Below are 17,233 nucleotides of genomic sequence, written 5' to 3' on the forward strand. Positions count from 1 at the left end.
GGAGGACGCGGGAATGGACCGGCTGCACGGCGCACCCGAAGCCCTGGCCTACATCCGCTCCCTCAACGCCATCACCCCGCCCGAGGCGGCCTTCGACGCCGCATTCTCCTCCGAGAGCTGACCCCCCCAGGCTCCCGAGAGGCCCAAGGGCCGGACCGCGCACCCGCGCGGCCCGGCCCTCCGGCGTGCCCGCACCTCCGGTGCGGCCTCACCTCCACGCCGCCAGCACGTCGCCGGCGTCCCATGCCAGGCCGACGCCCTCCATGCCGGGACGTACACCCGACAGCGACACCACCGCGAGGCCGCCCGCATCCGGATCGAAGCCCGGCACCTGTACGGCGTCGCGGCGCAACGCGGCCAGGTCGTGGTCGTCGAACGGCGTGCCGAGCCACTTGATCGAGCCCGCGAACAGCACCCGCCGCGCCACCGGCGCCCGGTCCGCCCCGATCAGGTCCACCTCAGGGGAGAACCGGCGGTTCCACCACCCGCCGATCGCTTCCGCCTCGGGCCAGGGCAGCTCTCCCGCCGCCGCGGCCATGCCCAGGGCCTGTCTGACGACCGGTTCGACGGCCCGGCCGCGCAGACTCGCCCAGCGCCGCCGTACCAGCCGGAAGGCGAGGTCGGGCCGCCCCCGGCGGGTGTGTTCTGCCGCCGCCCGCAGGACGCCCAGGTACATCCGCAGGTTGTGGTCACGGATGCGGTACAGCGCAGGCTTCCCTGGCTGGACGGACAGCGGTTCGTCCATCGCGAGTACGCGCTTCTCGTCGGTCAGCCTGCGCAGGAGGGGGGAGAGCGACCCGGACTGCAGCGGACCCTCGCGCCCGCCCGCCGTCGCCGCGATGGCGGCGTGGCTCCTGTCGCCGCTGCCGACCGCTTCCAGCACCCGGCGGGCCTGGTCGGGGGAGGGGAACTCCGCGAGAAGCACGGAGTCGGGTACGCCGAAGAGTGCGGACGCGGGGTCCTCGCACTCCTGCCGGATGAACTCCATCGGGGGAGTGCCGTGCGGCCAGGCGCGCAGGATTCCGGGCAGCCCTCCGCTGGCGAGGTACGCGTCGACGGCGTCACCTCCGGTCAGCCCAAGCGCCCCCGCGGTCTCCGCGGGATCGAGCGGGTCGAGCGCCATGGTGTCGGCGCGTCCGTAGAACGGCCGGTCATAAGCGGTCAGCCGCTCCATCATGTGCAGTTCGCTGCCGAGCAGGAGCAGGAGAACGGGCTTGGCGGACAGGAGCCTGTCCCAAGCCGTCTGGAGCGCGCCGTCGAACAGGTCGTCCTGCTCCGCCAGCCAGGGCATCTCGTCGACGACGACGACCGAAGGGGTCGGCGCCGCTCACTGTGCTCCCTATGTAGATGGCATCTACGTAGACGCAATCTACAGGTTTACCGAGGGCGTCACAGGGCGCGGCGGGGCGGGAGGAGGGCGTTGACCCGGTCGGAGTCCGGCCAGACGTAGGGCAGGTCGTCGGGGTCGCCGGGGAACCTCGGGCGGTAGAAGTCCGGGTCCTTGCGCAGCAGTGCCGAGCGGTGGCTGAGGTGGAGGGCGGGGTCGCCGAGCCACGGCGGCAGCTCGCCTGCCTCGGCTAGCGCCGCCTGGGCGCGGGGCGTCCCGATGCCACGGCACTTCAGCAGTTCCCTGCTCATCGTCCCCGCGCAGGTGTCGGCGCGGCCGAGGTCGCACCAGGCCGCGACGATCTCCAGGCCGTAGCGGACCAGCGCCTCCTCGTAGCCGGCCCACATGTGGGCCACCGGATGGTGTCGCCAGCCGTACCCGGGGACGGTGAGCGTACGCAGGACCTGCAGCGCCTCGACCCGCTGCTTGCCGAGGCGGCGCGGGTCGAGGACGCGGGCGGTGGCCGAGAAGTCCGGGTAGGGCAGGAACGTCTGCATGACGCCGCTCTGGTTACCCCCGGCCGCCGCGGATATCCACGTACGCAGGGAGATCTCCGGCGGAGGAGCCGTCAGTCGAACAGCACGATCTGCCGGAGCACCTCGCCGCCGCGCAGGGCGGCGACGGCCTCGTTCAGGTCGCCGATCCTGATCCGGGAGCTGATCATGCTCTCCAGGTCGAGCTTGCCCGCCTTGTAGAGGTTCACGAAGCGCGGGAAGTCCCTGCGGACGTCGGCGCCGCCGTACAGCGAGCTGAGGATGTTCTTGCCCTCGAACAGCAGGGAGAAGGCGTTCAGCGGCACCTGGTCGTTCACGGCGCCCGCGCCGACGACGATGACGTCGCCCCCGCGCCGCGTCGCCTGCCAGGCCGTCATGATGGCGGCGGACTTGCCCACGGCCTCGAAGCCGTGGTCGAAGCCCTGGCCTCCGGTCAGCGTGCCGATGGCGTCCCTGAGCTGATCGGGGGTGCAGGCGTCGGTGGCGCCCACCTTCTTCGCGAGCGCGTGCTTGGACTCCAGCGGGTCGATCGCGAGGATCGTGGTCGCGCCGGAGATGCGGGCGCCCTGGATCACCGACAGGCCGACGCCGCCGCAGCCGACGACCGCCACGGTCGCGCCGGGGCGCACCTTCGCGGTGTTGAGCACCGCGCCGACGCCCGTCGTGATGCCGCAGCCGATCAGCGCCGCCGCCTCGTACGGCACGTCGGGATCGACCTTGATCGCGCCCTGCCACGGCACGACGATCTCCTCGGCCCAGGTGCCGCACCCGGCCATGCCGAACGCCGGGGTGTCGCCGCCGAACCGGAAGCGGGGCTCGGAGAAGCTCTTCATCATGTACGTCATGCACAGGTTGGGCTGACCGGCGTCGCAACTCGGGCAGTCGCCGCAGGCGGGCGTCCAGTTGATGATGACGTGGTCGCCCGGCCGCACCGTGGTCACGCCGTCGCCGACCTCGACGACCTCGCCCGCGCCCTCGTGCCCGGGAATGATCGGGAGCGGCTGCGGAAGCACACCGGTGAGGACGGACAGGTCGGAGTGGCAGACACCGGTGGCCCTGACCCGCACCCGGACGTCGCCCGGGCCCACCGGCGTCAGCGTGAAGTCGTCTCTGATGTCGAGCTTTTCGTCGCCGACCGCGTGCAGAAGCGCGCCGCGCATGGGGACCTCCTGGTCTTTGCGGGGGGTGGAGTGCCGCGCGGTCACTCGTCGAGTGACAGGGCGGCCTTGGGGCAGGACCGGACCGCGTGGCGGACCCGGTCGAGCATCTCGGCGGGCGGCTCGGGGAGCAGCACGTGGAGGTTGTCCTCGTCGTCGACTTCGAAGACCTCCGGCGCCAGGCCCATGCAGACGGCGTTGGCCTCGCACACGTCGTAGTCGACCTTGATCTTCATGGCGCGTTCTCCTCCTGTGCGTCACGTCGCGCTGGAGTTCACACGCTATCGCCGAGTTTGCGGTGATCCCAGGAGACGACGCGAAGCGGCTCGACCACGTAGCCCACGCGCTTGCGCGCGGTGTGCTCGACGGACGCCCGCGCCTCGGGGCCTTCGACGGGCGCGCCGGTCATCCGGTGGCCGACCTGCAGGCCGATCTCCAGGACGGCCGCGGGATCCTCGACGGTCTGCGCCTTTCCGTAGACGAGCACGCCGCGCAACTGGGCGTACTCCTCCCCGGTCTCGATCAGGCAGCTCACCCGGGGGTCGCGCTCGATGTTGCGAGCCTTCTGCGACTTGCCGTACGTCCAGAAGGTGACGCGGCCGTCGTCGAGTCCGTAGAACATCGTGACCAGGTGGGGTGTGCCGTCCGGGTTGACCGTGCCGAGCTGGAGCTTTCGGGCGTCCCGCAGGAGCCCGGCGATCTCTTCCTCGCTCATCGCGATACGGTCGCGCTGGTTCACGAGGTGAAGTAGAACACGTTCCTGCAGGGTGGACAAGGGGCTGGCCGAACCTTGTTCGGTTCGTTGGGTAGGGTGCGCCTCATGCTGACACCGATGCCCGACGACCTGCGCCGCGCCGCCGAGGAGGCGCGTGGGTTCATGCCGCCCGCCGAGGGCGAGGCGTTGTACGAGATCGCCTGCGCGTACGGCTCCCGCGGCCCGATCTGCGAGATCGGCACCTACTGCGGCAAGTCGGCGATCTACCTGGGCGCCGGGGCGCGCCAGGCGGGCACGGTCGTCTTCACGGTGGACCACCACAGGGGGTCCGAGGAGATCCAGCCGGGCTGGCCGCACCACGACCCGGAACTGGTGGACGCGAGGACCGGCCGGATGGACTCGCTGCCGTTCTTCCGCGACACGATCGCCGCCGCCGGCCTGGAGGACGAGGTGATCGCGATCGTGGGCGCATCGGCCACGGTCGCCCGGCACTGGTCGTCCCCGCTGGCCGTGCTGTTCATCGACGGCGCCCACTCGGAGGAGCCGGTGACGGCCGACTACGAGGGGTGGGCGCCGCACGTGATGCAGGGCGGCGTGCTGGTGTTCCACGACATCTATCCCGACCCGGCCGACGGCGGGCAGGCGCCCTACCGGGTCTACCTGCGCGCGCTGGAGTCCGGCGCCTTCCGCGAGGTGCGCGTGACCGGGTCGCTGCGGGTGCTGGAGCGCGTCTGACGGCGTGCCCGGCAGGGAGCACGGCTCGGCCGTACGCGCCGTCCGGTCAGGCGCGGGCGCGCTCGCAGCCGCACTCGCCGGTGATGCGGGCCTCCCGGCCGCCGGCGTCGCGGAAGATCCCGGAGCCGGGGGTCGCGCGGGCGAGGGCGTCCGCGGCGAGCACCACCGCGGCGGCCGTGTATCCCGAGCGCTCGTTGGGGAAGTGCCGCTCGTTCACGAACTGCCAGCCGGTCCAGTAGGAACCGTCCTCGTGCCGCAGGTGCTGCATGTCGGCGAACACCGTCAGCGCGCGCTCCCGCAGCCCGGCGGCGTCGAGAGCGAGCACCAGCTCGCACGACTCCGCGCCGGTCACCCAGGGCTGGTCGGAGACGCAGCGCGCGCCGAGGCCCGGCACCACGAAGGTGTCCCACTCGAGGTCGAAGCGGGCGGCCGCCGCCGCGCCGCGTACGGCGCCGCCGAGCACGGGGTAGTACCAGTCCATCGAGAACCGGCTCTTGTCGGCGAACGCCTCCGGGTGGTCGGCGATCACGTGGCCGAGCCGGTCGGCGGCGAGTTCCCAGTCGGGCTGCGGGTCGTTCAGCCGTTCGGCGAGCAGCGCACCGCACCGCAGGCCCTGGTAGATCGACGACGACCCGGTGAGCAGGGCGTACTCCGCCGGCCGGCCCTCCGCGTCGCGCTGCCACAGCACCTCGCCGCGCGCGGTCTGCAGGCCGACGACGAAGTCGAGCGCCCGGGTCACCGCAGGCCACATCGACCGGGCGAAGTCGTCGTCGCCGGTCACCAGCAGGTCGTGCCAGACGCCCACCGCGATGTACGCCGCGTGGTTGGACTCGCCGGCCGCCTCGGCGGGCTCGCCGTCGCGGACCTTCATGGGCCAGGAGCCGTCCGGGCGCTGGTGCCGTACGAGCCAGTCGTAGCCCTTGCGGGCTTCGGCGCGCAGCCCGGCCACGGTCAGCGCCATCAGGCACTCGATGTGGTTCCACGCGTCGATGTGGCCCTCAGGCCAGGGCACGCCGCCCTGGTCGTCCTGGATCGCGGCGATGCTCTCGGCCGTACGGACGACCTGCTCGGCGGTGATGATCCCTGGGACGTCGGGTAACCGCCTCATGCCGGCTTCCGGACGTAGACCACGACGCTCTTGCCGATCAGGGGGTTGAGCACGGCCTCGGCCAGCCGCGTGGCGAGGGGGCGCTTCATGATGTCCCAGACGAGCAGTTCGTGGTACGCCTTGGCCAGAGGGTGACCGTCGTCGTTCACCCCGACTGCGCACTTGATCCACCAGTAGGGCGAGTGCAGGCCGTGGGCGTAGTGGTGGCCGCCGACCTCGAGCCCGGAGGACTTCAGCTTCGCCTGGAGTTCCGCCAACGTATAAATCCGGATATGTCCGCCGGGGGCCGTGTGGTAGTCCTCCGACAGGGCCCAGCAGATCCGCTCGGGCAGGAAGCTCGGCACCGTGATCGCGGCCCGGCCGCCCGGCTTCAGCACGCGTACGATCTCGCGCATCGCGGCCATGTCGTCGGGGATGTGCTCCAGCACCTCCGCGGCGATGACGCGGTCGAACAACGCGTCGGGGAACGGCATGCCGAGGGCGTCGCCGACCACGGTCTCGCCGGTCGCGCCCGCCGGCACCTCGCCCTCCTTGTCCATGGCCGCGAACATGGCCGCCACGCTCTCCATCTCGGCGGCGTCCATGTCGAAGGCGACCACGTCGGCGCCACGGCGCAGCACCTCGAAGGCGTGCCGGCCACCACCGGCCCCGAGGTCGAGGACACGGTCGCCCGGTCCGACGGGCAGCCGGTTGAAGTCGACGGTCAGCACTCGCTGCCTGCCTTTCGTGGGTTCTGGGGAGTCACCGTTTCCGGGCGGTCACCGCGAGCGGGTGTGGGCGGCGATGGCCTCGTGGTAGGCCTCGACCGTGCGCCGCGCGACCACCGGCCACGCGTAGCGCTCCATGACGCGCTCGTAGCCGCGGCGGCCGAACTCGGCGCGCTCGGCGGGGGAGTCGAGCAGGCGGCGCAGCACACCGGCAAGCTCCTCGGCGTCGCCCGGCGTCACCTGCACGGCCGCGTCGCCGACCACCTCGGGCAGCGCGCCCGTACGCGAGGCGACCAGCGGCGTGCCGCACGCCATGTGCTCGACGGCCGGCAGCGAGAACCCCTCGTACAGCGAGGGGACCACCGCGACCTCGGAGGTGGCGATCAGCTCGGCCAGCTCCTCGTCGGGGATGCCGTGCACGAACCGTACGCGGTCGTGCAGCGACAGCTCGCTGACGAGCTGCTCGGTGGGCCCTCCGGGGGTGGGCCTGCTCACGACCGTCAGGTTGACCTCGCGCTCGGTGGCGAGCTTGGCGACCGCGCGCAGCAGGGTCGCCACGCCCTTCATGGGCGAGTCGGCGCTCGCCACGGCCACGATCGAGTTGTCCCGCTTCGGCAGTTCCGGCCGGGGGTGGAAGAACCGCGTGTCGACGCCGAGCGGGATCAGCCGCATGCTGGACTGCGGCACGTTGAAGTCGCGGTGGATGTCGGCCAGCGACGACTCGCTGACCGTCAGGATCGGGCTGAGCCGGGGCGCCACGACGCTCTGCATGCGCACGAAGCCGTACCAGCGGCGCATCGACAGCCGCTTCCAGCCCTTGGCGGCCTTCAGCTCGATCCGCCGGTCCACGCTGATGGGGTGGTGGATCGTGCCGACCACCGGGAACAGCCTCTTGATGCCGAGCAGGCCGTAGCCCAGCGTCTGGTTGTCCTGGACGACGTCGAAGTCGCCGCGCCGCGCCTTCAGCTCACGGTAGGCCCGCAGGCTGAACGTCAGCGGCTCGGGGAAGCCGGCCGTCCACATCGTGGCGACCTCGAGCGCGTCGATCCAGTCGCGGTATTCGTCGCGCTTCGGTGTGCGGAACGGGTCCTCGTCGCGGTAGAGGTCCAGGCTCGGCACCTTGTTGAGGATCACACCCTCGTCCAGCTCCGGGTACGGCTGGCCGGAGAAGACCTCGACGTGGTGGCCAAGAGCGACGAGCTCGCGGCTGATGTGGCGTAGGTACACCCCCTGGCCGCCGCAGGTGGGCTTGCTGCGGTAGGACAGCAGCGCGACTCGCAGCCTCTCCGCCAAGAGGCACCCCTTTCCAGCCGGTTTCCCGCCGTGCCCCCGTGGGGCTGCTGCCAGGAACACTACCATTTGACCTTAGATGGGGTAGGTGAGGTGGAAAGGGTCCTCGATCGACCTTCACCCCTCCCGACCTGGGGCGTTAGGTTACCCGAACGACGTTCGGTGTAACGTGTTCTAGCTTTGTTCTGACTGGCGGATGCGTGGGCCGGGCAGGGCAGGGCGGTACATTCGCCTCTCATAGGCCATGTTGGGCGCTACGAGGAGGATCCGTTGGCCAGGCGTGCGCTGATCACCGGCATCACCGGTCAGGACGGCTCCTATCTCGCGGAACACCTGCTGAGCGAGGGATACGAGGTCTGGGGCCTGGTCAGGGGGCAGGCCAACCCGCGCGTCCCCCGCGTGCGCCGGCTCCTCCAGGACGTGCGGCTGGTCCGCGGCGACCTGCTCGACCAGGGATCGCTGATCTCGGCCGTGGAGAAGGCGCAGCCGGACGAGGTCTACAACCTCGGGGCCATCTCGTTCGTGCCCATGTCGTGGGAGCAGGCCGAGCTCACCGGCGAGGTGACCGGCATGGGCGTGCTCCGCGTGCTCGAGGCCATCCGCGTCTGCTCGGGCATCACCGCCTCGCGCGGGTCGGCGACCGGGCAGATCCGCTTCTACCAGGCGTCGTCCTCCGAGATGTTCGGCCAGGTCAGGGAGACGCCGCAGACCGAGCGCACCCCCTTCCACCCCAGGTCGCCGTACGGCGTGGCCAAGGCGTACGGGCACTTCCTCACGCAGAACTACCGCGAGTCGTACGGGATGTTCGCGGTGTCGGGGATCCTGTTCAACCACGAGTCGCCACGGCGGGGGGCCGAGTTCGTCACCCGCAAGGTCTCGCTCGGCGTCGCGCGGATCAAGCTCGGCATGGCCGCCGAACTGCGCCTTGGCAACCTCGGGGCGCGGCGCGACTGGGGGTTCGCCGGCGACTTCGTCCGCGCCATGCACATGATGCTGTCGGCCGCCGAGCCCGAGGACTACGTCATCGGCACCGGGCGCACCCACTCGGTGCGGGAACTGGTCGAGGCGGCGTTCGCCGCGGCCGACCTGGACTGGGAGCGGTACGTCGTCTGTGACGCGGCCCTGCACCGTCCCGCGGAGGTCGACCTGCTGTGCGCGGATCCCAAGAAGGCCCGCACACAGCTCGGCTGGGAGCCGACGGTGTCGTTCGAGGAACTCGTGGCGATGATGGTCGAGGCCGACCTGCGCCTCCTCGCCGACGGCGGCGACCCAGATGGCGTGATCTTGTAGTTTGTCGCACGGGTGGGGTCCGACCTGGGCGTCCACCCTTCGTGATCATGCACTTTTCGTGCACCACGCCGCCGACCTGCGCCTTTCGTGTCCGTGATCTTGCACTGCATATGGGCATGGCTGGTCCCGCGTACGGCTCGGCCGTACGCGGGTCCGACTCTCAGGTCATATGGGGATCAACGCGCCCTATGCCGCGTACCGCCGATGGCGCGCCTCCGGGCTGCCGAGCAGGCGAAGCTGGCGCTGCAGGCGTACCGACTCTTCCGGCGTGGGCCGCCAGCCGGCCTCCCATAACCGCTCGGCGACGCGTTCGAGGAAGGTCGCGGGGCTGCCGAACAGCTCGTCCTTCCTGATGATCACCAGCCGCCACCCAAGCCGGCGGATCTCCGCTCGTCTCCACTCGTCATGCGCCCTGTCCTGGGCGCTGCTGTGGTGGTCGTGGCCGTCGTACTCGATGCCGACCCGATATCGCTCGATCCCCATGTCCAGGTAGGCCACCCTTTCGCCCGGCAGTTCGACGCGGACCTGCGACCGCGGCCGGGGCAGCCCGGCATCGACGACGAGAACCCTGACCCAGCTCTCGGGCGGGCTCTGCGCACCAGCGTCGCCGAGTGCGACGACCTCACGCAGGCGTTTCGCGTTCCGCCGGCCGGCGAGCTCCGCCGCTCGCCCGCGCAGCCGCTCCTCCGGCACTCCGCGCGCGAGGAACTGGTCGAGCGCCGCGACCGCCTCCAGGCGCGGCAGCCACCGGGCGCAGTCGAGGGCCGTACGCTCCTGCGTCGTCACCGTGACTCCGCCGATCGAGGTCACGTCGCCGGGCGGCAGCCGGTCGCTCTGCCGTCCGACGACGTACGCCCGTCGCGGCGGCGTACGGCCGCCGCTCGGCACGACGACCTCGACGGGCCACTCGTCGTGCCGTTTCCCGGGAGGCAGCACGTCGAGCCCCCAGAGCCAGGCGGCCGTCCTGCGGCAGGCGACGACGTCCCGGGAGGTGATGCCGAGCGCGTGCGCGCGTACGGCGAGGGCGCGCGGGTCGGGGCCGGCGTAAAGGCCGCCACGGGTGACGCGCCAGAACCTGCCGGTGGACACGAGCCGCGACGTGTCGCTGCGGCTCAGGCCGTACGCGGAGGCGAGCGGCGACGAAAGGTACTCCTCCATGGCTCAGATCGTGCGGCATCGCGCCGCGTCTCCGTCGCCGGTGCGCCGGTCCTGTGGATAACCCACTGCTTGATCGCGTACGGGATCGGCGCAGGTGGTGGGGGGTAGGCGGGAAGGACGTGCAAGATCACGGAGGAGGGAGGCGCAGGTGGGCACGGTCGCGTGCGACAAACTGCAAGATCACCAACGGTGAAGTGGCAGGTCGGGGGAGTGTCGTGCGACAAACTGCAAGATCACGGCCGGTGAGGGGCTGCTCACCGGCCATCTCTGCGACTAATTACATGATCACGGGAGGGGGGTGGGGGTGACGGGGAGGGATTTGATGCCGTTGATGAAGTTCGACCTCAGGCGTCTGGCCTCGCCGGCCTGGCTGAGGCCGGGCAGGCGCTGGGCCAGCACCTCGAACAGCACCCTCAGCTCCAGCTTGGCCAGGTGGTTGCCGAGGCAGAAGTGCGCGCCGCCGCCGCCGAACCCGATCTGGGGGTTGGGATCGCGGCCGATGTCGAACTCGTCGGGCCGCTCGAACACCTCCGCGTCACGGTTGGCCGACGAGTAGAAGACCACGACCTTGTCGCCCGCGGCGATCTTCTGCCCGCGTATCTCGGTGTCCGCGGTGGCCGTACGCCGGAACATGTTGACCGGCGACACCCAGCGGACGATCTCGTCGGCGGCCGTCGCGGCGAGGGAGGGGTCGTCGACCAGGCGCTTCCACTGGTCCGGGTGCTCGAAGAGGGTCAGCATGCCGCCGGACGCCGCGTTCCTTGTGGTCTCGTTGCCCGCCACGATGAGCAGCAGGACGAACAGGTCGAACTCGTCCCGGGTCAGGGTCTGCCCGTCCTCGTCGGGCCGCAGCAGCCTCGTGACGATGTCGTCGCGGGGTTCCCGCCTGCGCGCCTCGCCCAGGGCGTGGGCGTACGAGTAGACCTCGAGGGCGGCGGCACGCCCCTCCTCCGGGCCCTCGGCGTAGTCGGGGTCGTCGTTGCCGATCATGCGGTTGGACCACTCGAAGATCTTTTCCCGGTCCTCGACCGGCGCGCCGAGCAGTTCGCAGATCACGTACAGCGGGAGCGGAGCGGCGATGTCCCGCACGAAGTCGACCTCGGGCTCGCCCTGGACCTCGTCCACCAGCGCGTGGCAGATGTCCCGGATGTGCTCCTCAAGCCGTCCGATCTGGCGCGGGGTGAAACCGCGGTTGACCAGCGAGCGGCGCCTGGTGTGGTCGGGCGGGTCCTGGTTGAGCATCATGAGGCGCTGGAACTCGCGCTGCTCCTCGGGCATCTCGTCGAACAGCGCCAGCTTCCTCGCGGAGGAGAACAGGTCGGAGTGCCGTGAAACGTGGACGACGTCGGCGTGCTTGGTGATCGCCCAGAAGTCGGGCCAGCCGTCCTGCCCCTCGTGCCAGTAGACGGGCGTGCTCTCCCTGAGCAGGCGGAACTGCTCGTGCGGGACCCCGCCGCGCGCGTAACGGTCCTTGTCGACGAGGTCGATTTCCATGGTGTCCACCCAATCGCGTTCGGCGGCCCCTGATGGGAGGGGCGGTCGCCCTGTCGGTGCCCTGCGGTGATGCGGTCCACGCGTAATCCACCCGAATCGACTCCGACGTCCGGTCAAGTGGCCGGTCAGGCGACCGGGCGTCCGCCGCTACTCCTCCTGACCGGGCCATCGGCGGGTTTCGGTCTGCCGTTCGCGCAGCCGGTTGATGGTCTCGGCCAGCTCGGCACGGGTGTGGATGCCGAGCTTGCGGTAGATCCGGGCTAGATGGGTGTCCACGGTTCGCTTGCTGATGGACAGCTCGGTGGCGACCTGGAGGTTGCTCATGCCGCGCAGAACCAGGTCCGTGACCCGCATCTCCCCGGCGGTCAGCGGCGAAGGGCCACCGGCGGGCCCGCCGCGGGGCCGCCCGCCGACGCCGGCGAGGTTGCGCTCCGCGAGCGCGGCGAGTCGCACGGCGCCGCGGCCGTCGGCGAGCGCGTGCGCCTCGCTGAGCGTGTCGTGGGCCCGGCGCGCGTCCCCGGAGGCCCGCAGCGCGACGCCCAGGCGCACCATCGCCCGGACGCGCTCGATTCCGCCCTCGGTCCCGTCCAGCACGGTCAGCGCCTCGACGAGCAGGTCGACCCGGCGACCGCCCTCGACGGTCGCGCTCATGGTGCTCAGCGCGCGGCCGATGCCGTACGGCGCGCCCCAGGCCCTGGCCAGCTCCAGCTCCTCCTCGGCCAGGCGGCGGGCGGCCACCCGCTGGCCGAGCCGCAGATAGGCGAGGGCGGCCTGGCCGCGCCAGCCCCCGCAGGCCGGGTTGACCACTCCGGCGGACAGCAACTGCCGGCCGGCCTCCAGCAGGGCCCGCAGCCCCTCGCGTACGTCGCCCCTGGCGACCGCGACCCGGCCCTGGGCCTCCAGCAGGGCTCCGTGCAGGAATGGATGCACCGGCTCGCGCGCGGCGACCTCGTCGAACAGCGCGTGCGCGACGTCGAGCTCGTCGCGCTCCAGGAGCACGCGGGCCGCGCAGGACACGGCGGCGGCGTGCAGCCCGAGGGCGTGCGATCCCCGCGCGAACAGGATGGCCTCGCGCGCGTGCGCGAGCGACGCGCGCAGCTCCCCCCTGCGGTAGGCGATGTCCGACAGCAGCGTGACGGCGAGTGCCTGCCCGGTCGTCGAGGCGTTCGCCCGCGCGTCTGCGGCCACCTGCTCCGACCAGTACGCCGCCTCGTCCACGCGGCCCGCCCACAGCAGCGCGACGACCAGTGTCGGCGGGATCGGCCCGCCCCCGTCGAGGCAGCGCCGGGCGAGGGCCAGTGTGCGCTCGCGGTGCCTGCCTCTGGCCGCGCAGGACAGCGCGGCGGTGGCGAGATAGTCCTGCGCTCCGGCTCCTGCCCCCGACTCGGCGCCGAGCAGCCGCATCGCCGCGCGCGAGCCGTACGACTGACCGGTGAGCAGCGCCTGCGCGCTGAGCCGCAGCAGCGCCTCGCGGCGGTCGGCGAGCCGGCCGGCCGGGTCGTCGTCGAAACCCCGGGCGATGTCGCAGAAGGCCGAGGCGGCCTCCGGGGAGTTGAGCGTGAGCAGGGTGGTGGCGAAGGGCGACAGGGAGTCGGCCCGCTCGCCGACGTCGCCGGCGAGCACGGTCACGGCGCGCAGGTGCCGCAGGCAGGCGGGGATGTCGAGGTGCATCTCGACGGCGCCCAGCTCCGCGGTCACCTGGAGGATGGCCGGGCCCTTGGCCGTGGCGAGCGCCCGGTGGAGGTAGCGGGTCGCGTCCTCCCAGGCGTTCTCCGAGACCGCCTCCCGGGCGGCCTCGCGGAGCACCGACACGGCCCACGGGTCGCCGGTGGGGCTGGCCGACAGCAGGTGCCGGGCCGGCCGCTTGGGCGGCGAGCCGAGGCGGTGCAGCAGCGAGGCCGCCCGCCGGTGCATCTCGTCGCGTGCGCGGGGATCCATCCGCGCGAGGATCGTCGACTGGACGAGGTCGTGGGTGAACCGCTGCGGCGGGCTGCCCTCCAGCAGGCCGGCCCCCGCGAGCGCCTGTCCCGCCTCCTCCGCCGCGACCGCGCCGTACCCGGCCAGCATCGCCGCCGTCTCCAGCCCTGCGTACGGCGCGATGATGGCGAGGCTCTGCAGGAGCGTGAGGAGGGACGGATACCTGCCGGCGACCCATTCGAGCACGGTCTCCGAGAGCGCGATGGCGCCGATCCGCAGCACCCTGGGCAGCTCCGCGCGTTCCGGCAGGACGTCGGCGGCGGCCAGCCGCGCCGCCGTCTCCAGCAGGAGCAGGGGGTTGCCCTTGGTGAGGTCGTGACAGGCGGCGACGATCTCGTCGTCCACGGAGGCGCCCAGCACCGACCCGATGAGCGTGGCGGCGCAGTTCCGGCAGAGCGGGGAGGGCCTCAGTGACCGCGCGTACGGCAGTGTCAGGATGTCCCTGACCGTCTCGCCCGCGGTGCGGTCCTCCGCGTCGCAGGTCAGGATCATCGCGATGGGCAGGCCGTCGAGCCGCCTGGCGATGTAGGAGCACCACTGCGCCGACTGGGGGTCGGCATGGTTGAGGTCGTCGACGGCGATGATGAGCGGCTGTCCGGCGGTCAGCGAGCGGGTGGCCCGGTAGAGGTCGTCGAGCAGCGTGGCGGGCACGCCTGGCGCGCTCCCGTCGTACGGCACGGCCGTCATGGCGGGCGCGTGGGCGTTCGCGTCGAGCACGGCGGCGGGGGCGCCGGCCTCCGCCCGGCCCGCGCCGCTCATCATCGGGTCGAACAACTGGCGGACGACGCCGAACGCGAAGGAGCGCTCGTCGGCGTGGCCCCGGGCGCTGAGGACCACCCCGCCCGGCCTGCGTGCCAGCGCCGCGTGCAGCAACCGGGTCTTTCCGCTTCCCCGGGTGCCCTGGATCACCAGTACGGCCGGCCGCCCATCGGAAAGGCCGGCCAGCATGTCGTCGACGACATCCAGCTCCTTGTCACGGTGCAGTAGTACCGGCCGCCCTGAGGCCATCCCTACCCCCGGACCACATGCTTATTTTCTTGACATACGGATCATGCCGGACAGGGTCGGCAGTCTGTCAATACGTGAATTCCAGTCGAGTTAAAGCGCCACTATCGCCGACAAGTAACAGTCGGATTCTGTCATGATTCCAAGTCCGACGACTCGGGTGTATCACCCGCCCGAGCCCGGAACCCCTACGCCATAGGCGATTCGGGCGGCCGAATCGCCGCGCGGGCCCGCCGGCCGGGTGCCCGCCGCCCCGCATGGCATACGTATTCGGCCGCGCGGCCCGCGCTACGCATCGCCGTACGCACCGATTCGGATTCCGAGCTGTGCGGGAGATGCGTACGTATATGTCAGTAGGGCAATAAATACGTCTTTACTTCTTCATGAATTCGGTGGAATTCTCCGCTCATCGGCTAATCGACCAGTGAATGGCGAGGGGCATGGAACGGCCACGGCTGAAGGCGCACTTCACCACCGAAGTCCTCGACGACGCGAAAGTCTTCCTTCTGGCGGAGGGCCAGCACTATCTCGTCCGCGGCGCGGGCTCGGGCCGCGTCATCCCCTATCTCGACGGCCGGCACACCGTGATGGACATCGTGCAGGCGCTGGCCGGCGAACTGTCACCGGCCCAGGCGGTGCTCGCCGTACGGCGCTACGAGGCCGCGGGTCACCTGGTCGAGGGCAGGCCGCCCCTGACCGACCCGCTGCTCGCCTTCTGGGACGCGCAGGGCATCGACCCGGCGGCCGTCGTCACCGCCCTGGAGCGGACCTCCTTCCGCGTGTTCGCGGGCAGTGGCGTCGACCCGGCGCCGGTCGAGGCGCTGCTGCGCGAGCACGGGCTGCGTACGGATCCGCACGACGGCGGCATGGGCGACATGGTCGTGGCGGTGGTCGACGACTACCTGGACCCGGGCCTCGAGGAGCTCAACGCCGAGTGCCTGGCGGCCGGGCGGCCCTGGGTGCTGGTCAGGCCGGCCGGAACCGTGGCCTGGCTCGGGCCGCTGTTCCAGCCGGGGGACACGGGCTGCTGGGCCTGCCTGTCCCAGCGGCTCGCGGGCAACCGGCAGGTCGAGCGTTACCTGGCGGGCAAGCGCGGCCGCGGGGAAGCGCCGAGCCACCCGGTGCGCGAGGCGCTGCCGGGCGGCGTGGCCGCGGTCGGCGGGCTGCTCGCGGCCGAGCTCGTGCGGACCGCCGCCACCGGCAAGCCGTCGACGCTGCAGGGCACCATGATCACAGTGGACCTGCGCACGCTCACCAGCGCGGAGCACCAGCTGATCCGGCTGCCGCAGTGCCCGGCGTGCGGCGACCCCGCGCTGATCCGTGAGCGGGAGCCCAAGGTGGCGCTGGCCGCGCGGACCGCCAGGCACGTGACCGACGGCGGCTACCGGGTCGAGCAGCCCTCGGCGACGTACGCCCGGCTGGAGCGGCACGTCAGCCCTTATCTCGGCGCGGTCACCGGGCTGCGCCCGTGGAACGGCGAGGACAACGGCGTGACCTACAGCTTCACCGCTGGTCACAACTTCGCGATGCTCGGCGACAACATGGACCTGCTGCGCCGCAACCTGCGCGGGCAGAGCGGCGGCAAGGGCCGCACCGAGATCCAGGCCAAGGTCAGCGCGCTGTGCGAGGCGATCGAGCGCTACTCGGGCGTGTGGCGCGGCGAGGAGCCGGTGCTCAAGGCGGCCTACGCCGACATCGAGCAGGGCCGCGCGGTCCACCCGGACGATCTGCTGCTGTTCTCGGAAAGGCAGTTCGGCGACAGGTCCGCCTGGAACAGCGACCCCTCGCACCGGCTGCACCTGGTGCCTGAGCGGTTCCGCACCGACCTGCCGCTGGACTGGTCGCGGGCCTGGTCGCTGACCGCGGACGAGGAGCGGCTGGTCCCCGCCGGGTACGCCTGGTACGGCCACCCCGACCTGGAACGCCACTTCTACTGTGTCGGCGACTCCAACGGCAGCGCATCGGGCAACACGCTCGAGGAGGCCATCCTGCAGGGGTTCTGCGAGGTGGTGGAGCGGGACGCGGTCGCGCTGTGGTGGTACAACCGGGTCCGCAGGCCCGCCTTCGACCTCGACTCGCTCAACGAGCCCTACATCGACACGCTGCGCGAGTTCTACGCCGACATGGGCCGCAGCCTGTGGCTGCTCGACCTCACCACCGACCTCGGCGTGCCGGCCTTCGCCGGCGTGTCCCACCGGCTGGACCACCCCGTGCAGGACGTCATCGTGGGGTTCGGCTCACACCTCGATCCCCGGATCGCCGCGCTGCGCACGCTGACCGAGGTCAACCAGTTCCTCCCCTCCGTACGCCGCAGGGACGAGAACGGCGAGACGATCTACCACGACGACGACATCGCCACGCTCCGCTGGTGGAAGGAGACCACCGTCGAGAGCGACCCCTGGCTGCTGCCCGACCCCGCGCAGCGTCCGCGCACGCTCGCGGACTACGCGGTGCCGCAGGACACCGACCTCGCGGCCGACGTCGAGACCTGCGTCTCCAGGGCCGCCGCCTGCGGCCTGGAGATGATCGTGCTCGACCAGACCAGGCCCGATCTTGAGCTCAGCGTGGCCCGGGTGCTGGTTCCCGGCATGCGCCACTTCTGGCGCAGGCTCGGCCCCGGCCGTCTGTACGACGTCCCGGTGTCCCTCGGCTGGCGGACGCGGCCGGCCACGGAGGAGGAGCTCAACCCCACCAGCGTCTTCTTCTGACCGATAGG

14 protein-coding genes are annotated in these 17,233 nt (G+C 71.5%); 3 read left to right on the forward strand and 11 right to left on the reverse strand.

The genetic code is table 11. From position 1 onward, the window contains the following. Window positions 1-208: 208 nt before the first annotated feature. The 5 genes from HHX31_RS09585 to HHX31_RS09605 all read right to left on the reverse strand — a co-directional run bounded on the left by HHX31_RS09585 (window position 209) and on the right by HHX31_RS09605 (window position 3,753). Complete coding sequence (locus tag HHX31_RS09585; RefSeq protein ID WP_211589539.1) at window positions 209-1,291, reverse strand: ATP-binding protein; 1,083 nt, start codon at window positions 1,289-1,291, stop codon at window positions 209-211. Between the two features lie 98 nt (window positions 1,292-1,389). After that, complete coding sequence (locus HHX31_RS09590; protein WP_169947342.1) at window positions 1,390-1,884, reverse strand: MSMEG_6728 family protein; 495 nt, start codon at window positions 1,882-1,884, stop codon at window positions 1,390-1,392. Window positions 1,885-1,955: 71 nt separating this feature from the next. Beyond that, window positions 1,956-3,041: a Zn-dependent alcohol dehydrogenase gene (locus HHX31_RS09595; RefSeq protein WP_169947344.1), complete on the reverse strand. Its 1,086-nt coding sequence runs from the start codon at window positions 3,039-3,041 to the stop codon at window positions 1,956-1,958. A gap of 41 nt (window positions 3,042-3,082) precedes the next feature. After that, window positions 3,083-3,274, reverse strand: a complete 192-nt coding sequence (locus HHX31_RS09600) for a ferredoxin (RefSeq protein WP_169947346.1) — start codon at window positions 3,272-3,274, stop codon at window positions 3,083-3,085. Window positions 3,275-3,312: 38 nt separating this feature from the next. Beyond that, on the reverse strand, window positions 3,313-3,753 hold the full coding sequence (locus HHX31_RS09605; RefSeq protein WP_211589540.1) for a pyridoxamine 5'-phosphate oxidase family protein: 441 nt from the start codon (window positions 3,751-3,753) through the stop codon (window positions 3,313-3,315). Between the two features lie 105 nt (window positions 3,754-3,858). On the opposite strand from HHX31_RS09605, the gene HHX31_RS09610 reads away from it, so the two are divergent. Next, window positions 3,859-4,488, forward strand: coding sequence for a class I SAM-dependent methyltransferase (locus HHX31_RS09610; protein WP_249345851.1), 630 nt, complete (start codon window positions 3,859-3,861; stop codon window positions 4,486-4,488). Between the two features lie 46 nt (window positions 4,489-4,534). Here HHX31_RS09610 and HHX31_RS09615 read toward each other — a convergent pair whose 3' ends face one another. Genes HHX31_RS09615 through HHX31_RS09625 form a run of 3 tightly spaced genes read right to left on the reverse strand, consistent with a single transcriptional unit; the run spans window position 4,535 to window position 7,596 of the window. After that, the gene (locus HHX31_RS09615; RefSeq protein ID WP_169947350.1) at window positions 4,535-5,596 is read right to left on the reverse strand and encodes a prenyltransferase; all 1,062 of its coding nucleotides are present in this window, start codon (window positions 5,594-5,596) and stop codon (window positions 4,535-4,537) included. After that, a complete protein-coding gene (locus HHX31_RS09620; RefSeq protein ID WP_169947352.1) occupies window positions 5,593-6,306 on the reverse strand; it encodes a class I SAM-dependent methyltransferase in 714 nt (237 codons plus the stop codon). The genes HHX31_RS09615 and HHX31_RS09620 overlap by 4 nt, the downstream gene beginning before the upstream one ends. 48 nt (window positions 6,307-6,354) lie before the next feature. Beyond that, window positions 6,355-7,596: a glycosyltransferase family 4 protein gene (locus HHX31_RS09625; protein ID WP_249345852.1), complete on the reverse strand. Its 1,242-nt coding sequence runs from the start codon at window positions 7,594-7,596 to the stop codon at window positions 6,355-6,357. 267 nt (window positions 7,597-7,863) lie between these two features. Here HHX31_RS09625 and HHX31_RS09630 point away from each other — a divergent pair, with 267 nt between their 5' ends. Continuing rightward, window positions 7,864-8,883, forward strand: coding sequence for a GDP-mannose 4,6-dehydratase (locus tag HHX31_RS09630; protein WP_169947356.1), 1,020 nt, complete (start codon window positions 7,864-7,866; stop codon window positions 8,881-8,883). A 186-nt stretch (window positions 8,884-9,069) separates the two neighbouring features. Here HHX31_RS09630 and HHX31_RS09635 read toward each other — a convergent pair whose 3' ends face one another. From HHX31_RS09635 to HHX31_RS09645, 3 genes are all read right to left on the reverse strand, one after another. Further along, window positions 9,070-10,041, reverse strand: coding sequence for a type IV toxin-antitoxin system AbiEi family antitoxin (locus HHX31_RS09635; RefSeq protein ID WP_169947358.1), 972 nt, complete (start codon window positions 10,039-10,041; stop codon window positions 9,070-9,072). Window positions 10,042-10,326: 285 nt separating this feature from the next. After that, on the reverse strand, window positions 10,327-11,535 hold the full coding sequence (locus HHX31_RS09640; RefSeq protein ID WP_169947360.1) for a cytochrome P450: 1,209 nt from the start codon (window positions 11,533-11,535) through the stop codon (window positions 10,327-10,329). Window positions 11,536-11,682: 147 nt separating this feature from the next. After that, window positions 11,683-14,520 (reverse strand): AAA family ATPase, encoded by a 2,838-nt coding sequence (locus HHX31_RS09645; RefSeq protein ID WP_283244446.1) that lies wholly within the window; start codon window positions 14,518-14,520, stop codon window positions 11,683-11,685. Between the two features lie 437 nt (window positions 14,521-14,957). Between HHX31_RS09645 and HHX31_RS09650 the strand changes: the two genes are divergently transcribed. Then, entirely contained in the window at window positions 14,958-17,225 is a 2,268-nt protein-coding gene (locus HHX31_RS09650) for a TOMM precursor leader peptide-binding protein (RefSeq protein WP_169947364.1), read from the forward strand. Window positions 17,226-17,233: the final 8 nt, after the last annotated feature.

The organism is Microbispora sp. H11081 (assembly GCF_012999535.1).
Taxonomy (GTDB): domain Bacteria; phylum Actinomycetota; class Actinomycetes; order Streptosporangiales; family Streptosporangiaceae; genus Microbispora.